This is a genomic window from Streptomyces sparsogenes (assembly GCF_001704635.1).
GTDB classification, from domain to species: Bacteria; Actinomycetota; Actinomycetes; order Streptomycetales; family Streptomycetaceae; genus Streptomyces; species Streptomyces sparsogenes.
Genome location: NZ_MAXF01000085.1, coordinates 107,619 through 127,160, shown reverse-complemented (window position 1 = coordinate 127,160; position 19,542 = coordinate 107,619). Strand labels below are relative to the sequence as shown.

Annotated in this window: 22 protein-coding genes and 2 pseudogenes; 12 read left to right on the top strand and 12 right to left on the bottom strand. The window is 70.6% G+C overall.

What is annotated here, in order from left to right:
* The coding region (locus BBH68_RS39415) for a transposase (RefSeq protein WP_141713012.1) at window positions 1–262 on the bottom strand (262 nt) is incomplete at its 3' end.
* A gap of 300 nt (window positions 263–562) precedes the next feature.
* Between BBH68_RS39415 and BBH68_RS17245 the strand changes: the two genes are divergently transcribed.
* Window positions 563–1,762 carry a serine hydrolase domain-containing protein gene (locus tag BBH68_RS17245; protein ID WP_245738088.1) on the top strand — a complete coding sequence of 400 codons (1,200 nt, stop codon included), beginning with the start codon at window positions 563–565 and terminating at the stop codon, window positions 1,760–1,762.
* Window positions 1,763–1,932: 170 nt separating this feature from the next.
* Here BBH68_RS17245 and BBH68_RS17240 read toward each other — a convergent pair whose 3' ends face one another.
* The gene (locus tag BBH68_RS17240; protein ID WP_065963359.1) at window positions 1,933–2,286 is read right to left on the bottom strand and encodes a DUF1330 domain-containing protein; all 354 of its coding nucleotides are present in this window, start codon (window positions 2,284–2,286) and stop codon (window positions 1,933–1,935) included.
* 165 nt (window positions 2,287–2,451) lie between these two features.
* Between BBH68_RS17240 and BBH68_RS17235 the strand changes: the two genes are divergently transcribed.
* On the top strand, window positions 2,452–2,667 hold the full coding sequence (locus BBH68_RS17235; RefSeq protein WP_065963386.1) for a cold-shock protein: 216 nt from the start codon (window positions 2,452–2,454) through the stop codon (window positions 2,665–2,667).
* Here BBH68_RS17235 and BBH68_RS17230 read toward each other — a convergent pair.
* Both BBH68_RS17230 and BBH68_RS17225 read right to left on the bottom strand, forming a co-directional pair.
* Window positions 2,640–2,996 (bottom strand): annotated as a pseudogene (locus tag BBH68_RS17230) (transposase); the annotation flags it as partial. The gene BBH68_RS17235 and the pseudogene BBH68_RS17230 overlap by 28 nt on opposite strands.
* 81 nt (window positions 2,997–3,077) lie before the next feature.
* Window positions 3,078–3,500 carry a hypothetical protein gene (locus BBH68_RS17225; protein ID WP_065963357.1) on the bottom strand — a complete coding sequence of 141 codons (423 nt, stop codon included), beginning with the start codon at window positions 3,498–3,500 and terminating at the stop codon, window positions 3,078–3,080.
* Window positions 3,501–3,598: 98 nt separating this feature from the next.
* Here BBH68_RS17225 and BBH68_RS43160 point away from each other — a divergent pair.
* Window positions 3,599–3,808 (top strand): annotated as a pseudogene (locus BBH68_RS43160) (hypothetical protein); the annotation flags it as partial.
* 20 nt (window positions 3,809–3,828) lie between these two features.
* Here the strand turns inward: BBH68_RS43160 and BBH68_RS17220 are convergent.
* Both BBH68_RS17220 and BBH68_RS17215 read right to left on the bottom strand, forming a co-directional pair.
* On the bottom strand, window positions 3,829–4,038 hold the full coding sequence (locus BBH68_RS17220) for a TFIIB-type zinc ribbon-containing protein (RefSeq protein WP_065963355.1): 210 nt from the start codon (window positions 4,036–4,038) through the stop codon (window positions 3,829–3,831).
* A gap of 20 nt (window positions 4,039–4,058) precedes the next feature.
* A complete protein-coding gene (locus tag BBH68_RS17215; protein WP_141713010.1) occupies window positions 4,059–5,843 on the bottom strand; it encodes a hypothetical protein in 1,785 nt (594 codons plus the stop codon).
* 448 nt (window positions 5,844–6,291) lie between these two features.
* Between BBH68_RS17215 and BBH68_RS17210 the strand changes: the two genes are divergently transcribed.
* Complete coding sequence (locus BBH68_RS17210; RefSeq protein WP_065963352.1) at window positions 6,292–9,348, top strand: AfsR/SARP family transcriptional regulator; 3,057 nt, start codon at window positions 6,292–6,294, stop codon at window positions 9,346–9,348.
* A gap of 28 nt (window positions 9,349–9,376) precedes the next feature.
* On the opposite strand, the gene BBH68_RS17205 is transcribed toward BBH68_RS17210, so the two are convergent.
* From BBH68_RS17205 to BBH68_RS17195, 3 genes are all read right to left on the bottom strand, one after another.
* Window positions 9,377–9,757, bottom strand: a complete 381-nt coding sequence (locus BBH68_RS17205; RefSeq protein ID WP_065963351.1) for a MerR family transcriptional regulator — start codon at window positions 9,755–9,757, stop codon at window positions 9,377–9,379.
* 10 nt (window positions 9,758–9,767) lie between these two features.
* Window positions 9,768–10,493, bottom strand: a complete 726-nt coding sequence (locus BBH68_RS17200; RefSeq protein WP_065963350.1) for an SDR family NAD(P)-dependent oxidoreductase — start codon at window positions 10,491–10,493, stop codon at window positions 9,768–9,770.
* Window positions 10,494–10,586: 93 nt separating this feature from the next.
* Window positions 10,587–11,033: an ATP-binding protein gene (locus BBH68_RS17195; RefSeq protein WP_065963348.1), complete on the bottom strand. Its 447-nt coding sequence runs from the start codon at window positions 11,031–11,033 to the stop codon at window positions 10,587–10,589.
* A gap of 167 nt (window positions 11,034–11,200) precedes the next feature.
* Here BBH68_RS17195 and BBH68_RS17190 point away from each other — a divergent pair, with 167 nt between their 5' ends.
* From BBH68_RS17190 to BBH68_RS17170, 6 genes are all read left to right on the top strand, one after another.
* The gene (locus tag BBH68_RS17190) at window positions 11,201–12,115 is read left to right on the top strand and encodes a helix-turn-helix domain-containing protein (protein WP_065963347.1); all 915 of its coding nucleotides are present in this window, start codon (window positions 11,201–11,203) and stop codon (window positions 12,113–12,115) included.
* Entirely contained in the window at window positions 12,072–12,206 is a 135-nt protein-coding gene (locus tag BBH68_RS43155) for a DUF397 domain-containing protein (protein WP_076970832.1), read from the top strand. Before BBH68_RS17190 ends, BBH68_RS43155 begins: the two co-directional genes overlap by 44 nt.
* 74 nt (window positions 12,207–12,280) lie before the next feature.
* On the top strand, window positions 12,281–13,723 hold the full coding sequence (locus BBH68_RS17185; RefSeq protein WP_076970833.1) for a serine/threonine-protein kinase: 1,443 nt from the start codon (window positions 12,281–12,283) through the stop codon (window positions 13,721–13,723).
* Window positions 13,724–13,965: 242 nt separating this feature from the next.
* Window positions 13,966–14,856, top strand: coding sequence for a hypothetical protein (locus tag BBH68_RS17180; protein ID WP_065963343.1), 891 nt, complete (start codon window positions 13,966–13,968; stop codon window positions 14,854–14,856).
* 54 nt (window positions 14,857–14,910) lie between these two features.
* Complete coding sequence (locus tag BBH68_RS17175) at window positions 14,911–15,360, top strand: helix-turn-helix transcriptional regulator (protein WP_065963341.1); 450 nt, start codon at window positions 14,911–14,913, stop codon at window positions 15,358–15,360.
* Between the two features lie 5 nt (window positions 15,361–15,365).
* Window positions 15,366–15,776, top strand: a complete 411-nt coding sequence (locus tag BBH68_RS17170; RefSeq protein WP_065963340.1) for a VOC family protein — start codon at window positions 15,366–15,368, stop codon at window positions 15,774–15,776.
* Window positions 15,777–15,796: 20 nt separating this feature from the next.
* Here BBH68_RS17170 and BBH68_RS17165 read toward each other — a convergent pair whose 3' ends face one another.
* From BBH68_RS17165 to BBH68_RS17155, 3 genes are all read right to left on the bottom strand, one after another.
* Window positions 15,797–16,282, bottom strand: coding sequence for a carboxymuconolactone decarboxylase family protein (locus BBH68_RS17165; protein WP_065963339.1), 486 nt, complete (start codon window positions 16,280–16,282; stop codon window positions 15,797–15,799).
* A gap of 169 nt (window positions 16,283–16,451) precedes the next feature.
* The gene (locus tag BBH68_RS43150; RefSeq protein WP_245738086.1) at window positions 16,452–17,150 is read right to left on the bottom strand and encodes a hypothetical protein; all 699 of its coding nucleotides are present in this window, start codon (window positions 17,148–17,150) and stop codon (window positions 16,452–16,454) included.
* Window positions 17,151–17,160: 10 nt separating this feature from the next.
* Complete coding sequence (locus BBH68_RS17155; RefSeq protein WP_245738085.1) at window positions 17,161–18,630, bottom strand: MFS transporter; 1,470 nt, start codon at window positions 18,628–18,630, stop codon at window positions 17,161–17,163.
* Between the two features lie 24 nt (window positions 18,631–18,654).
* Between BBH68_RS17155 and BBH68_RS17150 the strand changes: the two genes are divergently transcribed.
* Together BBH68_RS17150 and BBH68_RS17145 are read left to right on the top strand one after the other, a co-directional pair.
* On the top strand, window positions 18,655–19,113 hold the full coding sequence (locus BBH68_RS17150) for a MerR family transcriptional regulator (protein ID WP_065963336.1): 459 nt from the start codon (window positions 18,655–18,657) through the stop codon (window positions 19,111–19,113).
* A 32-nt stretch (window positions 19,114–19,145) separates the two neighbouring features.
* The gene (locus BBH68_RS17145; protein WP_065963335.1) at window positions 19,146–19,478 is read left to right on the top strand and encodes a DUF6234 family protein; all 333 of its coding nucleotides are present in this window, start codon (window positions 19,146–19,148) and stop codon (window positions 19,476–19,478) included.
* Window positions 19,479–19,542 lie beyond the last annotated feature (64 nt).

The following is a 19,542-nucleotide window of genomic DNA, read 5'->3' as shown; positions in this document are numbered from 1 at the left end:
TGATCAGTCCCTCGGCATCGGCCCGGGCCTGCAGTTGCTCGAAGATGCGGTGCCAGGTGCCGTCCCGCTGCCAACGGCGGAAAAGTCCGTACACCGTCCCCCATGGGCCGTACCGCTCGGGCACGTCCCGCCACGGAGCACCGGCGCGGGTGCGCCGGCGTATGCCGTCTATCAGCTGCCGCTTGGGGTGTACCGGCGGTCGTCCGGACTTCTTCCCAGCAGGGAGCAGGGGCTCCAGCTTCGCCCACTGCGCATTCGTCAGATCGTGCCTCCAGAGCTAAAGGGCTCTATGTCTTCTGAGGAGTCAGTTGTCGCACCTCAGTGATGAGTCAATGACCGTCGCGGTCTCTCCTCTTCCGACGGGCAGATGGCTGCCTTCGAAGCTGTACTTGGCCTCACGCAGGCGTCAGCACCACTACCAAGCGGGGGGTTACCCCCATTACCTGCCGTGCCTCCACTGCGTAGCGTGATCGTCGTTCCCAGTTCTGTTCGATTCGATGGAGGAATAGCGACAGTGAGGTACAGGCTTCGTCGGCGGGGTGGTCAGCAAGGGAAGCGCCTCGTGGCCCTGGCGACGGTCACCGCGGCGCTTGTTTCGGGGATGATGGTGTCGGGAAGTGGGCCAGCCGTCGCGCACGCAGTGGCGGAGCCATCCGGTCGCAGTGCCACCGCGTCACTGCGAAGTGACCTCGAGAAATATCTGGACGCTCAGGGCACTAAGGATCATTTCTCAGCGGTCTCCCTTCGGGTGACCTATGCCGATCAGCGACCTGATATCTCGGTCGATGCGGGGACGTCCCGCTACGGCGGTGGTCGACCGGTGAACAGCAAGGCGCTGTGGCAGATAGGCAGCAACACCAAGGCGTTCACGTCCGTGCTGCTGCTTCAACTGGAGGCCGAAGGAAAGCTGTCCATACGGGACAAGCTGGGAAAGTGGCTTCCCCAGTATCCGGCGTGGCGCGATGTCACCATCAAGCAACTGCTGTCGATGACCAGCGGCATCCCCAGCTACACCGAGCAGGATGCGTTCCTGAAGGATTTCGACGCCAATCCCTCCACGCGCTTCACGCTGGAGCGCCTGATGTCCTATGTGGAGGGCCTGCCACTGGGTCCCGCGAAGTACGAGTACTCGAATACGAACTACCTGCTCGCGCAGATGATTGTCGAACGAGCGTCGCACGATACTTACCATGAGCGGCTCGCCGAGCGCATCATCGAACCTCTCGGAATGAACGACACCTGCCTCCCCCCGGACTGCCCTCCGGACACGGCCTCGCGCATGCCGACGCCGTACTCCACCCATTCCGACCTGCCGAAGCATCTCAACAAGTCACTTCCTCGGCTCCACCTGTCCTGGGCGCAGGGGGCGGGTGGCCTGGTGAGTTCGCTGAGGGACATGACGGCTTGGGACAGGGCGCTGTACAGCGGTCGACTGCTGCCCTCAGCGCAGCAGCGCGAGCTGGAGTCCCTGGTCTCGGTGAAGACGAGTGAGCCCATCGAGAGCGTCACGGCCGACGATCCCATGGGTTTCGGGCTCGGTGTCGTGAAGCTCGCCCATCCTGTGGCCGGGACGGTCTGGGCCTATGAGGGGGCCACTTATGGAAACCGGGTGCTGCACATGTACTTCCCGAAGACTGGCATGATCATCGCCATTGCCGTCAACAGCGCCGTCGGCGAGGGGGACACGCTGCCCGACCTCGCCGGTACCGTCTACAAGACTCTTTCGGCGCAGAAGGCACAGGACCTCCCACGGCACCAGTAGCCCCGGAGCCGGCTGCGTGACTTCCAGGTAGCTGCACTGCGAGGTCTGAGCTCCCTTCTTCCTGAGCTTGGCCTTTAACGTCGCAGGTCACTCGGCCTGCTGAGGCCCCGGGAATCGGCAGGCCGTGATGCGGCCATTCTTCGCGGTGGCGACGAGGTGATCGGCAGGGCCTACCGCACCGGCTCCCCCATCGCTTCCCGCATCGCCCTTCCCGTCGCCGTCGCGTCGTAGTCCTCCGGGACGCCTCCGACCAGGACGATGTCGCCCTCGATGTGCCGCGAGCGCAGCGGGGCGATCTCCTGGTACGCGGGCGAGTCCCACCAGGCCTGCGCCTCGGCCAACCCGGGAAAGGCGATCACCACGACGAAGCCGGGCCAGCGGCCCTCCTTCACCTCGTGCCGCGTGGCGTGTACGAGGAAGCGACCGCCGTACGGCTCGAAGGTGCCGGGGATGCGCTCGATGTACTCGGCGATGTCCGGGTGCGGAGCGGACTCCTGAAGGTGGGCGATGACGTACGCGGGCATGGCGTCCTCCCGGTGGCGGCGATCGGTCTCGGTACGTCCACGATCATTGCCCGCCGCCGCGCCGGGGTCGATGACCTGGCAGGTAATCGACCCCGGGCGACGGCGCCGAAGAGGGGCGGGGCGGGGCCCCGGCGGCGAGCCCTGGCCCTGAGTAAGCTGCCGGTCATGGTGAACGCGACGGTGCGTGAGTGGCATGACGAAGAGGGCTGGGGCGTGCTCGACTGCCCGGAGACGCCGGGTGGCTGCTGGGGTCATTTCAGCGCTGTCGACGCGGACGGGTTCCGTTCCCTGGAGGCGGGGCAGCGGGTCGGTCTCGAATGGGAGGCGCCCGGTTTCCAGCAGGACGGGTACGACTACCGGGCGGTACGGATCGTTCCCTGACACCGTCCGCCCGGTGCCGCACGGGGGTGTGGCCCGCCCTTGTTCTTCCGGGGGTGTGGCCCGCCCTTGTTCTTCCGGTTGGCGGCCTGGTCCTTCTTCTCCGGGATGACCGCCTTGATGTTGCGTTTGCGCAGGTAGGCGCGGTTGCCGCGAGATGAGTAGGCCTTGTCCGCGGCGACCGCGCCGGGCCTGGTGCGGGGACGGCCGAGGGGCAGCCGGACGCGGACCCTCTTCAGGACCGGCATGAACTGCGGGCTGTCTGCGGCCTGCCCGGCGGTCAGGACGAACGCGAGCGGACGGCACCTGCGGTCCGCAGCGAGGTGGATTTGCTGGCTGACCAGTGACAAGTCCGTTCTCCCCACGCGGGCCGCCTCAGCGGTCATGCCTTCCGCCGCGGGGCCCACCCCAGGTCAATCCTCCAGCATCGCCGCTCCGTACCCCACCGGCGCCGACAGGAACAGGAAGAGCCAGTCGCGGTCCTGGGCCTCCGTTTTGAACAGGCGCGCCGCCTCGCTCGTGTCGCTGGTGAAGACGTGCCAGGCGTCGCTGAAGTCACCTCCGTACCGAGCGACAGCGATCATGCAGAGACCGAGGAGCGTGCCCAGGTAGGTGCCGAGCGGGGTGGCCAAGGCGCAGGTAACGGCGACCGACTGGCTGTGGTTGCTGTAGTTTCCGGCGATGAGGCCGGTGACTCCGGCCATCACCAACGCGCCCCAAGTCATCAGCTGTGCCTGATCCTTGATGACATAAGCCCAGACCAAGGACAGGCCGGCCGTCATGCCAAGCGCGATCAGGATGCCTGTGCCCTCGTCGTCGTTGCTCGACTCGCTCATCCCGTCCCCCTTTGAGATGCGGCGGCCTCTGCGACCAGGGGCGCGCCTGTGGCCACGCATTACCATAGACAAGGACCCGGGCTTGAGCAGTTCCCTGAAAGAACAAGGGCTTCAGCGGCGGCTGGCCCGTCAGCCACGATGCCGGTCTCTACAAGGAGCAAAACACCGTCGAGCGGCTGATCAACAAGCTGAAGGCCTGGCGAGGGATCGCCACCCACTACGACAAGTCACCCGAAAGCCACCTCGCCGGCCTCCACCTTCGAGCCGCAATGATCTGGATCGACGACCTCCTGAAGACCACAGACTGATCACGGCATCACCACAGGCCCTAGAGCGGGCCCAGCTCTTCGTACGGCGATTCCATCTCGGACTCCCCCAGAAGATCCAGGAAAAGCTGGAACTGCACGAAGTTGAGCGGGCCCACGACCCCATCGAGCGGCCAGATCGCGTCGCATTCGGGGCACTTGACGATCTTGATCGCGAAGCGCGTGACCTGGACCTTCTCAAGCGCTGCCTGATGACATCGCGGGCACTCCACGGGGTCTCCTCCGGGCTCTCTCACTCGACCGGGTAGGCGCTGATGACTTCAGTCGTCCCCGGCTTGACGATGACGCGAATGCTTTTCTGACCACCGCTGCCGACCGTTCTTCCCATCGGCACGACATACGCGCCCGGGTCATTCGGCTCCGGCGCCCCTCGCTTCCGCCACGCCTCGTCGACGAGTTCCAGCGGGCTCGACCGGCCGGTGAAGATGCTGTGTTCTTTCTTGCCCTTCTTCACGCTTTCCCCGGCATGCGCGCCGACATGGAAGATACGGTGCCCTTCCCCGCCCTTCATCGGTCCGTAGACCAGACCGGCGGGGGTTTTCAGCTTCCCGCCACCGATTTCGGTCAGCTCGAAGCATGATGCCTTGGGGGCGGGCGCCTTCTTGCCGGCCAGCACATGGTACGCGTGGGTGCTCTGCCCGCCAGTGAGCCGAGCCGCGGACGGGCGGACGCCGGCGTTCGCGCCGACCGCGCAGGTCCCGTCGCGGCGTTCCCGCCGCACCTGGTCGATGATGCGGTCCACCTCGCCCACGGCGAGCGCCCGGGCGTCGATGAGGGTGTCGGCCCGCGAGTAGAAGCGGACGGTGGCCCGCCCGCCGGACGCCCTGGCCTGCTGTTCCGCTTGCGCCTTGGCCTTCGCGTCGGCCGCCGCGAAGACGGGGCCGGCCTCCGGGGCGGAGCAGGACAGGGCGCCGGAGACGCTGCCGTTGCCGGTGATGGGGAAGGCGCGGCTGGGGACCGTGCAGCCGCCGGCGGGCTGGCCGTCGATGCTGATGGTCGCGCTCAAGGTGGCGAAAACGGTGCCGCCGGTGATGCGGGTCTTGGCCTCGGTGGACAGCTTCCCGGTGAACTTCTGCCGGACGGAGCATCCCGAGCGTCCGCAGTCCAGTTTGCCGGAGCCGTCCAGAGTGAAGTCGACGCCGTCGTCCACCGCGTCTTTCAGCTGCTCGGCGTATTTCTCCAGCCCGGCGTACATGGTGTCCGCCTGGTCTTCGGGGATCGGCGCCAGTTCCATCCCCTCGGAGTCGCCGTCCTTCAGGGGCCCGGTGGTGAGCCGCGGCGCCACCGTGGGCGTCGGCTCGCCCTCCTCGCGCGGCTTGAGCTGGTCCTTGATCTGCTGGCGCAGGTCGTACGGCTCCAGGCGGAGCACGCGGTAGGGCTTGTTCTTCGAGACGACGATGCGGCCCGCCGACGTATCGGCCCGCAGCGCGGGCACGCCGCCCACGGTCAGGGCCGGCAGGTCGGGGTCGCTCGGGTCGGGCAGTTGCTCCGGCCCCAACTGGTCGAGAGCGTCGAAGAGTTTGAGGGCCAGCTCGGTCGGGCGCAGGTACTGCGCCATCACCGGATCGAGGGTGTAGGACTCGCCCGGGGACCCTATGGTCCACCTGCCCGGTGAGTCCGGGTCCTTGCGCTCCCCGTCCGCCCACTCGTAGTCCCGGCCCTTCTTCCACCGGGTGTACGTCTTGCCGCCGATGCGGAGAACGTCCTTGTCCAGCTTCTCCACGCCGTCGCCTATGGATCCGAAGACCGCGCCGGACTGGGTGACGGTGAAGTCCCGTTCGGTGATGCCCACGGCCGCGGTGTCCTTGTAGTGCAGGCCGCGGGCCGCCGCGAGGTCGACCAGCGCCTCGACGAACGGTTTCCGATCGCGCTGGAACGCCGCCGAGTCGCGTCCGTCGCCGCCGCCGTCGCCGTCCTGCGAGGTCAGCCACACGAGCAGGCCGGCCAGCAGGGCCAGCACCACGGCGGCGGCCCCGGCCAGCACCATCCTCCGGCGGCGCACCGGCCCTGGCGGCACGCCGGGGGCCTGCCCGTCGGCGATCGGCGCGCCAACAGGTGGGACACCGGGAGGGGCGCCGGGCGGGGCGCCAGGTGGGACACCAGGTGGGACGCCTGGCGGGGCGCCTGGTGGGACGCCTGGTGGGACACCAGGTGGGACGCCCGGCGGCGCGCCTGGGGCCTGCCAGTCAGCGCTCGGCGCATTGTCATTCGGCGCAGGCTGTTCCCCCGTCACGCCTTTCCCCTCTCCACCGCGTCACGAGACGCGTACGAACGTCATTTCGGCTGAGGCGGCCGTGTCTTGCCAACCATCGCCGCAGGCGATGCAATGCGGATGAAATTTCGATGATGTGGGGAAGCGGAGGCTTCGATTGGACGGGGGATCTCCGGAGCAGCCGCCACGGCAGCAGCAGCGACAGGAGGGGCCCCAGGAGGGGCGACAACGGCAGCATCGGCTTCGGATCGCGGTGCTCGGACCCGTACGGGCCTGGCGCGACGGAACGCCGGTCGATCTGGGGCCCGTTCGGCGGCAGGCCGTGCTGGTCGCGATGGTGCTGCGGCCGGGCCTTCTGGTCAGCCATGAGCAGTTGTTGGACGGGGTGTGGGGTGCGAAGCCGCCGAAGTCCGGTCGCCGGGTGCTCCCCAGCTACGTCTATGCGCTGCGGAAGGCGCTCGACGCGGAAGGCACCGGGCAGGCGGAGTCGGTGATCCGCGGTGGCCGGGGCGGGTACCGCTTCGTCAGGGACGGCGTCCGGCTCGATGTGGGCGAGCTGGGCGAGCGGGCCGAGGAGGCACAGCGCGCGAAGCGGGCCGGCGATGCGGCCACCGCGGCGGACCGGTTCTCCCGGGCGCTCGATCTGTTCGGGGGCGAACCGCTGGCCGGGTTGCCGGGGCCGTTCGCGCGGGTGGAGCGGCAGCGGCTGGTGGAGCGGCGGCGTTCGCTGCGGCGGGAGCGGCTCGACTGCCTGGTGGTGCTCGGCCGGTACGCCGACGCCCTGGACGAACTCGCCGCCCTGTCCGCGGCCGACCCCTACGACGAGTCGCTGCTGGCGTTGCGCATGCGTGCGCTGTACGGCAGTGAGCGGCAGGCGGAGGCGCTCAACGCCTTCCAGGACATGCGCGAGCGGCTGCGCGACGAGCTGGGTGTCGATCCCGGGGAGGAGCTTCGCCGGGTGTACGAAGCGGTGCTGCGGCGCGACGACGCGTACCTCCTCGGGCGGGAGCCCGCAGCGCGCCCCGCCCCGACTACCCCGGCCGCCGCCACGCCGGCCACCCACGCCCCAACAGCCCCCGCCCCAGCCACCCCAGCCCCCACCCCAGCAGCCCCGGCCCCCGCAGCCCCCGCCACCGCGCGCCGCCATCGCCCGGTCAACGACCTGCCGGGCGACGCCGGCCACCTCACCGGCCGCGAGCCCGAGCTGGCCGCCCTGACCACGCCCCCGCCGCCCGCATCCGTGTCGATCGTGACCGTGGACGGCCCGGCCGGCGTCGGCAAGTCCGCCCTCGTCGTCCGCGCGGCCCACGAACTACGCGCCCACTTCCCGGACGGCTGCCTGTACGTGGATCTGCGCGCGCACAGCACCGGACGCCGCAGGCTCGCCCCGCAGCGCGTGCTGCGCCGGCTGCTGCGCTCGCTCGGCGCGGCCGACAACGAGGTGCCCGGCGACCTGGACGAACTGACCGCCGCCTGGCGCGCGGCAACCAGCTCGCTGCGGCTGCTCCTCGTCCTGGACGACGCCCTGGGGACGCAGCAGATACGGCCGCTGCTGCCCGCGGGGCCCGGCAGCATGGCGATCGCGGCGGGCCGGCGGCGGCTGGCCGGGCTCGACGCGGATCGGCGGATCAGCCTGGAGCCCCTGGGGCCGAGCCACGCGGTGTCCCTACTGCGGCGCATCGTCGGGGAGGAGCGCGCGGACCGGGAGCCGGAGGCGACGCGTGAGCTGGTCCGGTTGTGCGACGGGCTACCGCTGGCCCTGCGCATCGCCGGGACGCGGCTTCAGACCCGCCCCTCCTGGACGCTGGCGTATCTGGTGGACCGGATGGCGGGCGACGAGCGCCGCCTCGGCGAGCTGACGGCCGGCGACCGCAGCGTGGAGGCGGCCTTCCGGCTGTCGTACGACCAGCTCACCCCCGAGCAGCAGCGCGGCTTCCGCACCCTGGGTCTGGCCCCGACGGTCGAGTTCGACCCGCTGACCTCGGCGGCCATGCTGGGCCGGCCGTCCCGCGACGCGGAGCGGATCCTGGAGGGCCTGGTCGACACGAGCCTCGTGCAGCAGCCTCGCCCGGGCCGCTACCGGCTGCACGACCTGGTACGGGTGCACGCGCGGCGCATCGCGGAAGCCGCCCCCGCCGAGGCCGCCGAGGCGCGCACCGCCGCCCTGCGCCTGTATCTCGACGCGGGCCGGATCACCAGCGACTGGGGCCCCGCCGGCTTCCCCAGCGGACCGGAGCAGTCCGCCGAAGTAGAACAACCGGAACAGCCCGCCCTCGCGCCGTTCACCGGCTGGAGGGACGCCGAGGCGTGGCTGGCCGCCGCCGGTGCGGAGCTGGCCGATGTCGTCGGGCACGCGGCGGCGCTCGGCGAGGCCGACTACGCCTGCTGGATCGCCGAGGCGCTCACCGACCACCTCCTGGGCCGGGGCCGCTACCACGAATGCCGAACGGCCCTCAAGGCCGCGCTCGCGCACGCCGACGAGGCCACCGACCAGCGGATGCCCCTCGCGCTGCGGAGCTGCATGGGCATGGTCGACATCTACCAGGGCCGCTACCCGCAGGCGCGCGCCTGGTTCACCGAGGCCCTCGACCTCAGCCGCCGCCGCGACGACCGGCGCGAGGAGGCCCGCGCGCTGAGCGGGCTGGGCACCGCCGAGCTGAACCTGGGCCAGGTGAACCAGGCGATTCCCCATATCACCGAGGCCGTGGAGCTGTCCCGGCGGTACGACGACCATTGGCTCGCCGCCATGGGGCTCTCCTTGCTCGGTGCCCTCCACCATCTCCAGGGACAGAACAGGGAGGCGCTGGCCTGCTTCGACAGCGCCCACGCGCACGCCGAGACGAACGGCAGGCCCCGCATGCTCAGCAGGGTCCTCACCCTCGCCGCCGACGTCCACGTCGGCCTCGGCGACTACGGCCAGGCCACGACCCTGCTCCGCCGGGCGGCCGACCTCGTCCAGCAGGCCGGGGACACCTTCCTCGCCGCCCTCACCCTGGCCCGCCTGGGCTCGGCGGAACAGGGCGCGGGAAACCTGAGCGCCGCCATCACCCTCCACCACCAGGCCCTCTCCCAGCACCGGCTGCTGTCCCCCCTCACCGAGCCCCACTACGACCGCATCGAGATGGACATCCGCTGCCGCCTGGGGCGCGCCTACGCGGCGGAGGGCCGCGTCCGGGAGGCACAGGAGCAGTTCCGGCTGGCGCTCGCCGTGCCCCGGGCCAGCGCGCACCCCGATGAGCGCGCGCAGGCGCTGGCGGGGCTGGAGGAGTGCGAGGCCGTTGAGGGGCGGGTCGGCGAGGTGGGCTACTGAGGTTTTCCGTTCCGGCCGTGTCACCCGCCTACTCGGCCGACGGCCGTGTCCGGGAGGCGCGGGCGGCGGGTCGAGTCAGCGCTTCGGTGAGGTGGGCGCGGACGACTCCCAGCGCGGCGATCTTCTCCTCCACGTCCATGAGCCTGCGGGCGATGAGCCGCGCGCTCGCGGGGCAGAGGGGACCATCGGCGATGGCCTGATCGAGACAGGGGAGGAAGGCGCGGACGTCCTGGGAGGTGAGGCCGAGCGAGAGCAGCAGCTTGATGTTGGCCACCCGGCCGACCGCCGTCTCGTCGTACTCCCGGTAGCCGTTCGGCGCTCGCTGGGGGTGGAGGAGGCCCTGCTGTTCGTAATACCGCAGCGCCCGGATGGTGGTGCCCGTCGCGTTCGCCAGTTCTCCGATCAGCATCGCTTCGCCTTCATCCAGCCGCGCTCAGCCCGCCGTCGACCCGAATGATCGTACCGGTGAGATAACCGGCTTCGGGGCGCGTCGCGTTCACGATCCACCAGGCGATTTCCCCGGGCTGAGCGATACGCCCCAGCGGGATGCGGGCCCGAAGCTCCTTGCCCATCGCGACGATCCGCTCCTCCGGGACACCGGCATGGCTCAGCACCGGGGTCGCCGTGATCCCGGGGGCCACGGACAGCACGCGAATGCCGCGCTGGGCCAGCTCGACGGCCCATGTGTGGGTCAGGAAGTCGAGAGCCACCTTCGTCGATCCGTAGACCGAGTTGTCCCGCCAGCCGTAGTGGGGCGGGTTGGACGTGACGTTGACGATGGCAGCACCCGTTTCCAGGTGAGGCAGAGCGTGCTGGGTGAGGAACACCGGGGCCAGAAGGTTCGTGGCGAGCTGTTCCTCGGCGACCTTCCGGTCGATCGCCCCGAGCGGAGCCGGACGGGTGATCGCGGCATTGTTGACCAGGACGTCGATACGCCCGAACGCCTCCACCGCTGCGGCGACGACATCGTCGGGGGCGTCCGGCTCGGCGACGTCGGCCACGAACGTCCGGATGCGCGGGCGCCCTTCGGCCGTCTCCGCCAATCGTTCGGCGGTCCGGCCGACGATGAGAACCTCGGCGCCCGCGTCGGCGAACCGCTGGGCCGTCGCACGACCGATCCCGGTGCCTCCTCCGGTGATGAGCACTGTCCGTCCGCGATGGGTGTTCGTCTCTTCCATGCGCCGGACGCTAAGCCCTGACCCCGGCGTCAGGGTCAAGTCGGGAGGGAAGCCACACGCTCATCGGCCCGGGAGACCGGCCGCCACCTCCGCCCACACCGTCTTGCCGACGGGGACGCGGGGAGTCACCCCCCAGCGCGTGGCCAGCAGTTCGACGAGCAGCAGGCCACGCCCCGTCTCGTCGTCGTCCGACGGAGCCTGCGGCCTGACCGGAAGCCGGTCCTCGCGGGCGTCCGACACCTCGATACGGACCGTACGCGCCGTCGCCACGAACGCCAGCCGCAGCCGGAAGTCCCGCCCGGGCACGCGGCCGTGCCGCACGGCGTTGGAGGCCAGCTCCGCCACCAGCAGGGCCACGGTGGACGTCGTGTCCGAGGCGGGCGGATACCCCCACTCCCCCATGCGCCGCACGGCGAGCTTCCGGGCGAGTCGCGCCCCGCGCGGGGTCGAGGGGAGCTGCACGCCTTCGTCCGGCAGGGTGTTCGCCTTCAGCACGGTTGTGTCCATTTCTGCCCGTCGAGCTTTCGTACGATTCGCAGCGTGTGCGCATCGTGACTTTCCGCACTCAAGGGTCGCCCGGCGGGTCTACGCTCAAAAGGCCGTAACGCATTACCTCTCACCCCGTAAGGAACGGAAGTGATGTTTTGGCCAAAGGTATTGATCCCCAGTCGTCCATGGCGGCGCTCTTCGGGTCGCGGGTGCGCAGACTCCGGATGGCCGCCGGGCTGACCCAGGCCGAGCTGGGCGCGAAGACGCATGTGGTCAGCACCCGGATCACGCAGATCGAGCGGGCGTCGGGAGCGAGGCCGACGTTCGAGCTGGCGCAGGCGCTCGACGCCGTCCTCGGGGCGGACAACCTGCTGGTGGACATGTGGCCGTATGTGTACCGGGAGGCGTTCCCGGACTGGTCGCGGGCGTTCATGGCGTACGCGGAACGGGCGGTGTCCATCCGGCAGTACGCGGCGCATGTGGTGCCCGGCTTGTTGCAGACCGAGGACTACGCGCGAGCCGTGCTGAGCCTCGACATTCTGCTCAGTAGCGAGGAGCAGTTGGAGGAGCGTGTCACCGCCCGACTCAGTCGCCAGAAGCGGCTCGGCTCCCCCGACCGCCCGGAGTTGTGGGTCGTCCTGGACGAGGCGGTGTTGAGGCGGCCGGTCGGTGGTGAGGCCATTATGCGCACCCAGTTGGCGCAACTACTGAAGGCAGCCCGGCAGCGCCACATCACTGTGCAGGTGCTGCCGTTCGACCACGGCGAGCACGAGCAGATGGGCGGCTCCCTGACTGTGCTGACACTGCCGGATGGCACAGAAGTGGCCTACAAGGAGGGCGCGGACTTTGGTCAACTCTTCGAAGAGCCAAGCGATGTCGAGCGGCTCGCGGTGACCTACGATCGGCTGCGGGCAGTGTCCCTGCCCCCATTCATGTCACTCGACATGATCCGATCCGTGATGGAGGGCAACCACCGTGGAGCGAGTGTCCCATCCCGATCTGAACAGCGCCGCCTGGCGCAAAAGCAGCTACAGCAATCAGGCCGGGGGCGACTGCGTGGAGGTGGCCGACGGGATACCCGGCGTCGTACCGATCCGTGACAGCAAGAACCCCGACGGCCCCGCCCTCACCTTCCCGGCGGGTTCCTGGACGGCCTTCATAGCCAGCCTGAAGACCGGCCCCCGCCTCTGATTCCCGCCCCGCCGGACCCCCGCACGCGGGGGTCCGGCGGGTCACTTCGACTCGGATATGCAAGGGGGGCTCTGGTGAGTGAACTTCAGCCGACTGATCCACGGCAGGTAGGGCGGTACCGGATCACCGGGCTGCTGGGCGCGGGCGGAATGGGCAGGGTCTACCTGGGGCATTCGCCCGGCGGGCGGCTGGTGGCGGTGAAGGTGGTGCGGCCGGATCTGGCCGAGGATCCCGGCTTCCGCCGCCGGTTCGCCCGGGAGGTGGCGGCGGCGCGGAAGGTCAACGGCTTCTTCACGGCCGCCGTGGTCGACGCCGATCCCGACGGTTCGCCCCCGTGGCTGGCCACCGCCTACGTGCCCGGCCTGCCCCTGGACAAGGCCGTGGCGGCGCACGGCCCCTGGCCGGCGGAATCGGTGCGGGCGCTGGGCGCGGGGCTGGCCGAGGCGCTGGAGGCCATCCACGCGGCCGGTCTGGTCCACCGGGACCTCAAGCCCTCCAACGTACTGATCGCGCCTGACGGGCCCAGAGTCGTCGACTTCGGGATCTCCATGGCGGCCGAGGCCACCGCGCTCACCAGTACTGGAATGGTCGTGGGCACCCCCGGCTTCATGGCTCCCGAACAGCTCACCGGCAAGCCCGTCACCCCGGCCACCGACGTGTTCGCCCTGGGCGCGGTCCTGGCGTACGCGGCCACCGGCGTGGGCCCCTTCGGCACCGGCTCGGCGCACGCGCTCAACTTCCGCATCGTGTACGAGGAACCGGACCTCGCCGAACTGCCGTCGCCGGGCCTGGAGATCGTCTCCCGCTGCCTGGCGAAGGACCCCACCCGACGCCCGGCGGTGGCCGAACTCGTCGAGGAGCTGGCCCTGGTGCCGCCCGCCGACGGATACACACCCACCGAGATCGTCCCCCGGACCGCAACCTGGCTGCCCGACCCGGTCGCCCATGCGCTGCCCGCCACCGGCACGGCGCCCACCCCGCCCACCCCGCCCGTTCCGCCGCAGCCCGTGGCCGCGCCACCCGTCCCCGCCCCAGCCCCCGTCCCCGTCCCCGTCCCGGCCCAGCCTGTGGCGGCTCCCATTGTCATGCCCGCCAACGCGTTCGCCCCACCCCCGGCGCACCACCGCGCCGTCCTCCCCTTGTGGACCGCCTTGGTGGCGCTGGCAGTCGCCATGTTCCTGCCCTTCTACGAAGGGCTGAATATCGTCACCTACCTGGAGCGGGGCTACTGGCCGTTCGCCGTGGTCGCTGTGTTGAGCGCAGGCACCTGTGCCGCAGCACTGACCGCGCTGCGCCGTGCCCCCGTCGCTCCCGTCCCGCGCTGGATCCGGTGGCTGCACATGCTCACCACCGCACTCAGCACCGCCCTGTTCGCGGTCATCGTCATCGCCACGTACCACTCTGTAGGGGACCTCGCCTCCCTCGGTCCGGGTGCGTGGATCTTCGCCTTCGGGTGCGCGGTGCTGATCTACAGCCTCTTCCGGTTTCCGACCTCCAGACGCCCGCCCGCGCCCTGACGCCATCCCCGCCGGTTCCCCGTACACGGGGGTTCGGTGGGCCACCAACTCCCCTAAAGAACCTGAGGAAAAGAACCTCCCACCCACCCTCCCCTCCCACATCACCCGTACGAGTGACCGGCTTGCGGGTGCGGGAGGCGGGCGGTTACGTTCGCCGCAACAACCCCAAACAGACGACGGCCCCCGGCCGGGACTGGCATCCCGAACGAGGGCCTGACCGATCAGGAAGAAGCACCTTCCCGATGGCTGAGCCGCAGTCTAACGCGCATGCGCGCGTCGACGCCGGACTACCGACCTCCGGCGTGATCCACATCCGTACCCGTCTCACCGCCGACTTCACCGTGATCTCCAACGCCCTCGCGCAGCGGCGCGGCAGCGCGGTCACGATCGGTGTCGCGGCCTACATCCTCTCGCTGCCCGATGGCGCGCCGGTGAGCATCGCCGCGCTGTGCGAGCACTTCACCGAGGGCGAGATCCTGATCTCGCGGGCGCTCAGGGAGCTGGAGGCCGCCGGTTATCTGGAGCGGCGGCGCGAGCGCGGGCCCGGCGGGCTGGTCCGTACGCGTACGTACTTCCGCGACGTACCGAAGGACGTACCGAAGGACGCACCGCAGCGAGGCCTGCCGAAGCGGCAGCTGATCGCCCCGCCACCGCGCCCCCGGAAGCCCGCCCCACCAGCACCGGAGCCGGAACACGGGGCGACGGAGCCCACCGAGGCGGCCGAGGCCGTGGACGGCGACGAGCAGGCCGTCGCCCTCCTCGCCTCGCTGCGCATCGCCGACCCTCGGCTGATCCTGTCCCGGCGGGAGGTGGCCCAGCTGGCCCCGGCCGTCGCGCGGTGGTTCGCGGTCGGCGTGGGGCCCAGGCAGCTCACCAGCCTCCTCACCACCGGGCTGCCGGACCGCTTCCTGGCCCGCCCGTCCCGGATCCTGACCTTCCGCCTCAGCGAACCCCCACCCGCCGTAGCGCCCGCCCCCGCGCCCCATACGCCGCCCCCTACGCCGCCCCGCACGCCACCGCCCGTCCTCCCCTGGCAGACCTGCGACGGCTGCGAGCGCGCCTTCCGCGCCGCCGAGCCCGCCCTCTGCCGCGACTGCGGGCTGAAGGAGGGGGCCGTGGCCGTCGCCGCGTAGGGCGGGGTGTGACGGCACTAGGCATCGCGGACGCGGCGTGACACGATCGCGCGGGTGAGCAGCAAAACCACCCCGGAGCAGCACCTGAGCGACCTGGCGCGGCTGCGGCGCGTGCGGGACCGGATCGACCGGGAGTACGCGCAGCCGCTGGACGTCGAGGCGCTGGCCCGTGGGGCGAACATGTCGGCGGGGCACCTGAGCCGCCAGTTCAAGCTCGCCTACGGAGAGTCGCCGTACGGCTACCTGATGACGCGGCGGATCGAGCGCGCGATGGCGTTGCTGCGGCGGGGTGACCTCAGCGTCACCGAGGTCTGCTTCGCGGTCGGCTGCCAGTCGCTGGGCACCTTCAGCACGCGCTTCACCGAACTGGTCGGTGTGCCGCCGAGCGTCTACCGGCGCGAGGCGGCGCGGGCGACGGCGGGGATGCCGCCGTGTGTGGCGAAGCAGGTGACCCGACCGGTCAGGAATCGAGAAGCACGCCCTTCGGGGCCGGAGCTAGCGTGAGAGCCATGGACATCACCATTGACACCACGGTTCTCCCGCACACCGACCCCGAGGCCTCCCTGGCCTTCTACCGCGACGTCCTCGGCTTCGAGGTCCGCAGCGACGTCGGCCAGGGCGCGATGCGCTGGATCACGGTCGGGCCCGCCGGCCAGCCCGACACCTCCATCCTCCTGGCCCCGCCGGCCGCCGACCCCGGGGTCACCGAGGACGAGCGCCGCACCATCAGCGAGATGATGGCCAAGGGGACCTACGGCTGGATCCTCCTGGCCACCAAGGACCTCGACGGCACCTTCGACAGGATCCAGGCCACCGACGCCGAGGTGATCCAGGAGCCGACCGAGCAGCCGTACGGGGTGCGCGACTGCTCCTTCCGCGACCCCGCCGGCAACCAGATCCGTATCAAGGAGGTGCGCTGAGGCACCTGGGGCGAGATCGGTCAGTTCGCCAGGTCGGCGAACATGCCGGGCTGGTACGAACCGCCCGGGTTGCGCACGATCACGCCGAGCCGGTTGGCGGCGTTGATCACGGCCACCAGGTAGACGAGCGCGGCGGTCTGGTCGTCGTCGTAGTGCTCGCGGATCTGGGCCCAGGTCTGGTCGGACACGCCGAGGTGGGCGTCGGCGAGCCGGGTGCCCTCCTCGGCGAAGGCGAGGGCGGCCCGCTCGGCCTCGGTGAACACGGTGGACTCACGCCAGGCGGCCACCAGGTTGAGCCGCACCGCGCTCTCCCCGGCGGCCGCCGCGTCCTTGCTGTGGAAGTCGACGCAGAAGCCGCAGCCGTTGATCTGGCTGGCGCGCAGCATCACCAGGTCCTGGATGGTCTGGGGCAGCGACGACTGCTGGATGGCCAGGCTCACATTGGCGAACCGCTTGCCGATCTTGGCGCCCAGCTCGTTGGCCATCAGGTTGAAACGGGGTTCCATCGCTTGGTCCTCACTTGTTGTGGCGTACCGCGCGGTCGTCCGCGCGGTGTTCCGACACACAAGAGATGCCGGCGACCCGGTCGTTTGTGACGCCTCGGCGATGTGCCAAGTGCCATGGGGCGGGGGTGTCACAAAGCGGTGGGCATCGGTGTCCCCCGACGGCTCCGGGTCACCAGTCGACGTGGTCGCTGATCCATTCGGTCAGGCCCTCTTCGTCGTCCGCCGGCGGCAGCTCGGGGCCGCAGCTCAGCGGGGTGTAGGAGAGCTGGAGGTGGGTGAGGTAGCCGTACGGGAGGTTGTCGGGGGCCGGGCCGAGGACCAGGGCGTGGGTGTCGGTGCGCCACACGCGGTGGGTCAGCGCGGGGCCCATGGCCAGGGACTCGGCGGAGAGGACCGTCCGCTCGGGGGCCCTGCCGAGGTGGCCGGTCACCACCTGCGCCGCCTGCGCGAGAACGGCCTCGCAGTCCTGGTCGGTGGCCGGGCGGCGGCCGGTCCAGCCGGGGAGCTGCTGCCAGCTGTCCATGAAGTCGTACAGCCACTGTCCGTTGGCCGTGCTGATTTCGTCTTCGCCTTCGTCTTCGTCCGGATCGACGGGGTACAGCTCACCGAACACCAGGAAGTGGCGGGCGTCCGGGTCGCCGAACGGGCTCTCGCCCTCGGTGCACAGCAGGTGTCCGTGTCCGGTGCGGTACGAGTCGGTCACCAACTCGTGCTGCCAGCTCCATCCGCGCTGCCGCATCTCCGCCTCGACGGCGTCGAAGGTGTCCACGTCGTCGGGGGTCCGCGGTGCCGTCGGCAGGGCGATCAGCTCCGCGACGGCCTCGGCGGTCAACGGTCGATGGGCGAGGGCGTGCACAGGTATGGGCATGCGGATCACTCTAGGGGCGGCCCGCAGGGACGGTTCGAGGCTCCCCGCCGCGCTCCACCTCCTCGAACAGAGCCGCCGCTCCCGTGGCGGTGCGCTGGGCCCACCGCCCCGTACTGAGCAGGCCCAAGCCCACGATGGACAGGCCCAGACCGAGCACCAGCCACCACACGCCGCGCTCCGCGGCCACGAACGCCGTCCCCCCGCGGGGCAGGGCCGCCCCCACGATCGTTCCGGACACCGCGACGCCCAGGGTGGTTCCGGTCTGCCGGCCCGCTGAGGCCAGCGAGGTGGCCACCCCGGTCATCGAACGGGGCATTCCGGAGACCGCCGTGTTGGTGATCGGCGGGTTGACGGTGCCCAGGAAGACGCCGAACAGCAGGTAGATCGAGAGCACGAACGGCAGCGGGGTGGCCGGTCCGAGCCAGAGCGAGGCGCCACCGCCCAGCGCCAGCGCGCCCCCCGCGACGACCAGGGGAAGCCTGGGGCCGCGCGCGCCGACCAGGCGGCCGGTGAACGGGGAGAGCACCACGACCAGTGCCCCGACCGGAAGCAGGCACAGCCCGGCCGCCAGCGCCGACATGCCGCGCACCTCCTGTAGATACTGGGTGGTCACGAACAGGAAGGCGCCGAATCCGCACAGCGCGAAGAGCGCCATGAGGATCGCCGAGGCGAACGGCAGGCTGCGGAACAGGCGCAGTTCCAGCAGTGGGTCGACGCGGCGTGGCTCGTAGGCGAGGATCCCCAGTACGGCGAGCGCGGCCACGGCGAGCAGGGCGAGGATGACCGGCGAGGTCCAGCCCAACTGCCTGGACTCGGTGATCGAGAAGACGACGCCGCCCAGTACGAGGATCATCAGGACCTGGCCCACCGGGTCGACCCGGCGCGCCCGGGCGGCGCGGGACTCGGGCACGAACAGCGCGGTGCACACCAGCGCGGCGGCCACGATCGGCACGTTGATCCAGAAGATGGAGTGCCAGCCGAAGCCGTCGACCAAGGCGCCGCCGAGGATCGGACCCAGCGCCAGCGACAGGCCGGTGCTCGAGGCGAACACGCCGATGGCCCTGGCCCGCTCGGCGGGGTGGGGGAAGGTGGTGGCGACGATCGCCATCGCCACCGGGTTGAGCATCGTGCCGCCGACGGCCTGGAGCGCCCGCGCCGCGATCAGCCACCCGAGGCTCGGTGCCAGGCCGCACAGCAGCGAGCCGAGTCCGAAGGCGGCGAGGCCGACCTGGAACACGCGCCGGCGACCGAGCCGGTCGGCGGCCGACCCGGCCAGCACCAGGAAGGTGGCCAGCACCAGGGTGTACGCGTCGACCGTCCATTGCAGGCCGGACACCGAGGCGTGCAGATCGCGGCGGATGGACGGCAGGGCGACGTTGACGATGGAGATGTCCATCACCACGACGATCGCGCTGGCGCAGCAGATCGCGAGCACCAGGAGTCGGCGGCGATGGCTGAGTTCGGGCATGGGTTGGGGCATGTCCGGGACGCTAGGATTTCGAGCGTGGTCGAAGTCAAACGACAGCCGCCGGAGGCCGTTCCCGAGGCCGGACTGAGCATCGGTGAGGCCGCCCGCCGCACCGGGGTGAGCGTGCACACGCTGCGCTATTACGAACGCGTGGGACTGGTCGTCACCCCCGTCGACCGCACCAACAGCGGCCGGCGCCGCTACCACCGGCTCGACCTGGAATGGATCAAGATCTGCACCCATCTGCGGGCGACCGGCATGCCCATCAAGGGCATCCGCCGCTACGCCGAGCTGGTCGCGGCAGGGCGGGGGAACGAGGACCAGCGGTTGGACCTGCTGGAGTCGCATCGCGAGGAAGTGCTCGCCGGGATCGCCGAGCTGCAGGAGAACCTGAGACTCATCGAGCGCAAGATCGATATCTACCGAGGCCGGCTCGCGGCCGGCGACGCGGACCAGCTGTGGGCGCCCCACCGCGCGGACACGGTGGACCGGTGACGAAAGAACCCGGCAGAGGCTTAGCCTCCTGCGTGCTGATCGTGGTCCAACTGGCCGTGGTGGCGGTGCTGTTCGTCGGGGCCTGGGCCGAGGAGTACTTCTCCTGGGATCCGCAGTCCATCCCCGGCCCCGTCGGCCCGTACATCGTGAAGATGGGCGTGGTGGCCGGGATCGCCGCCGTGGCGGGGATCGTCGCCGGGGCGCGGGGCTCGGGGGCGGTGGCTTACGGCCAGGCGCTGGTCGTGGTCGTCACCCTCGTCGCCATGGCGGTGACGGACGCGATGGGCGACAGCGCGCATGAGGAATACCGACGGCAGAAGTGCTACGACGCCCCGGCCGACCCGGGCTGCGCGGACGTACGGTAGGGCCCACGTCGGGGCGGCGTACGCCGACGGGGTGTCGGGGTACGCCGCCCTGGGGGTGTTCCGC

What these genes read in the sequence shown, in the direction of transcription:
- BBH68_RS17240 (WP_065963359.1), bottom strand. Translation starts at nt 2,286, where the DNA reads ATGCCCGCGTACGTCATCGCCCACCTTCAGGAGTCCGCTCCGCACCCG.
- BBH68_RS17235 (WP_065963386.1), top strand. Translation starts at nt 2,452, where the DNA reads ATGGTGAACGCGACGGTGCGTGAGTGGCATGACGAAGAGGGCTGGGGC.
- BBH68_RS17225 (WP_065963357.1), bottom strand. Translation starts at nt 3,500, where the DNA reads ATGAGCGAGTCGAGCAACGACGACGAGGGCACAGGCATCCTGATCGCG.
- BBH68_RS17205 (WP_065963351.1), bottom strand. Translation starts at nt 9,757, where the DNA reads ATGCTGATCGGAGAACTGGCGAACGCGACGGGCACCACCATCCGGGCG.
- BBH68_RS17195 (WP_065963348.1), bottom strand. Translation starts at nt 11,033, where the DNA reads ATGGACACAACCGTGCTGAAGGCGAACACCCTGCCGGACGAAGGCGTG.
- BBH68_RS17190 (WP_065963347.1), top strand. Translation starts at nt 11,201, where the DNA reads ATGGCGGCGCTCTTCGGGTCGCGGGTGCGCAGACTCCGGATGGCCGCC.
- BBH68_RS17180 (WP_065963343.1), top strand. Translation starts at nt 13,966, where the DNA reads ATGGCTGAGCCGCAGTCTAACGCGCATGCGCGCGTCGACGCCGGACTA.
- BBH68_RS17170 (WP_065963340.1), top strand. Translation starts at nt 15,366, where the DNA reads ATGGACATCACCATTGACACCACGGTTCTCCCGCACACCGACCCCGAG.
- BBH68_RS17165 (WP_065963339.1), bottom strand. Translation starts at nt 16,282, where the DNA reads ATGGAACCCCGTTTCAACCTGATGGCCAACGAGCTGGGCGCCAAGATC.
- BBH68_RS43150 (WP_245738086.1), bottom strand. Translation starts at nt 17,150, where the DNA reads ATGCCCATACCTGTGCACGCCCTCGCCCATCGACCGTTGACCGCCGAG.
- BBH68_RS17155 (WP_245738085.1), bottom strand. Translation starts at nt 18,630, where the DNA reads ATGCCCCAACCCATGCCCGAACTCAGCCATCGCCGCCGACTCCTGGTG.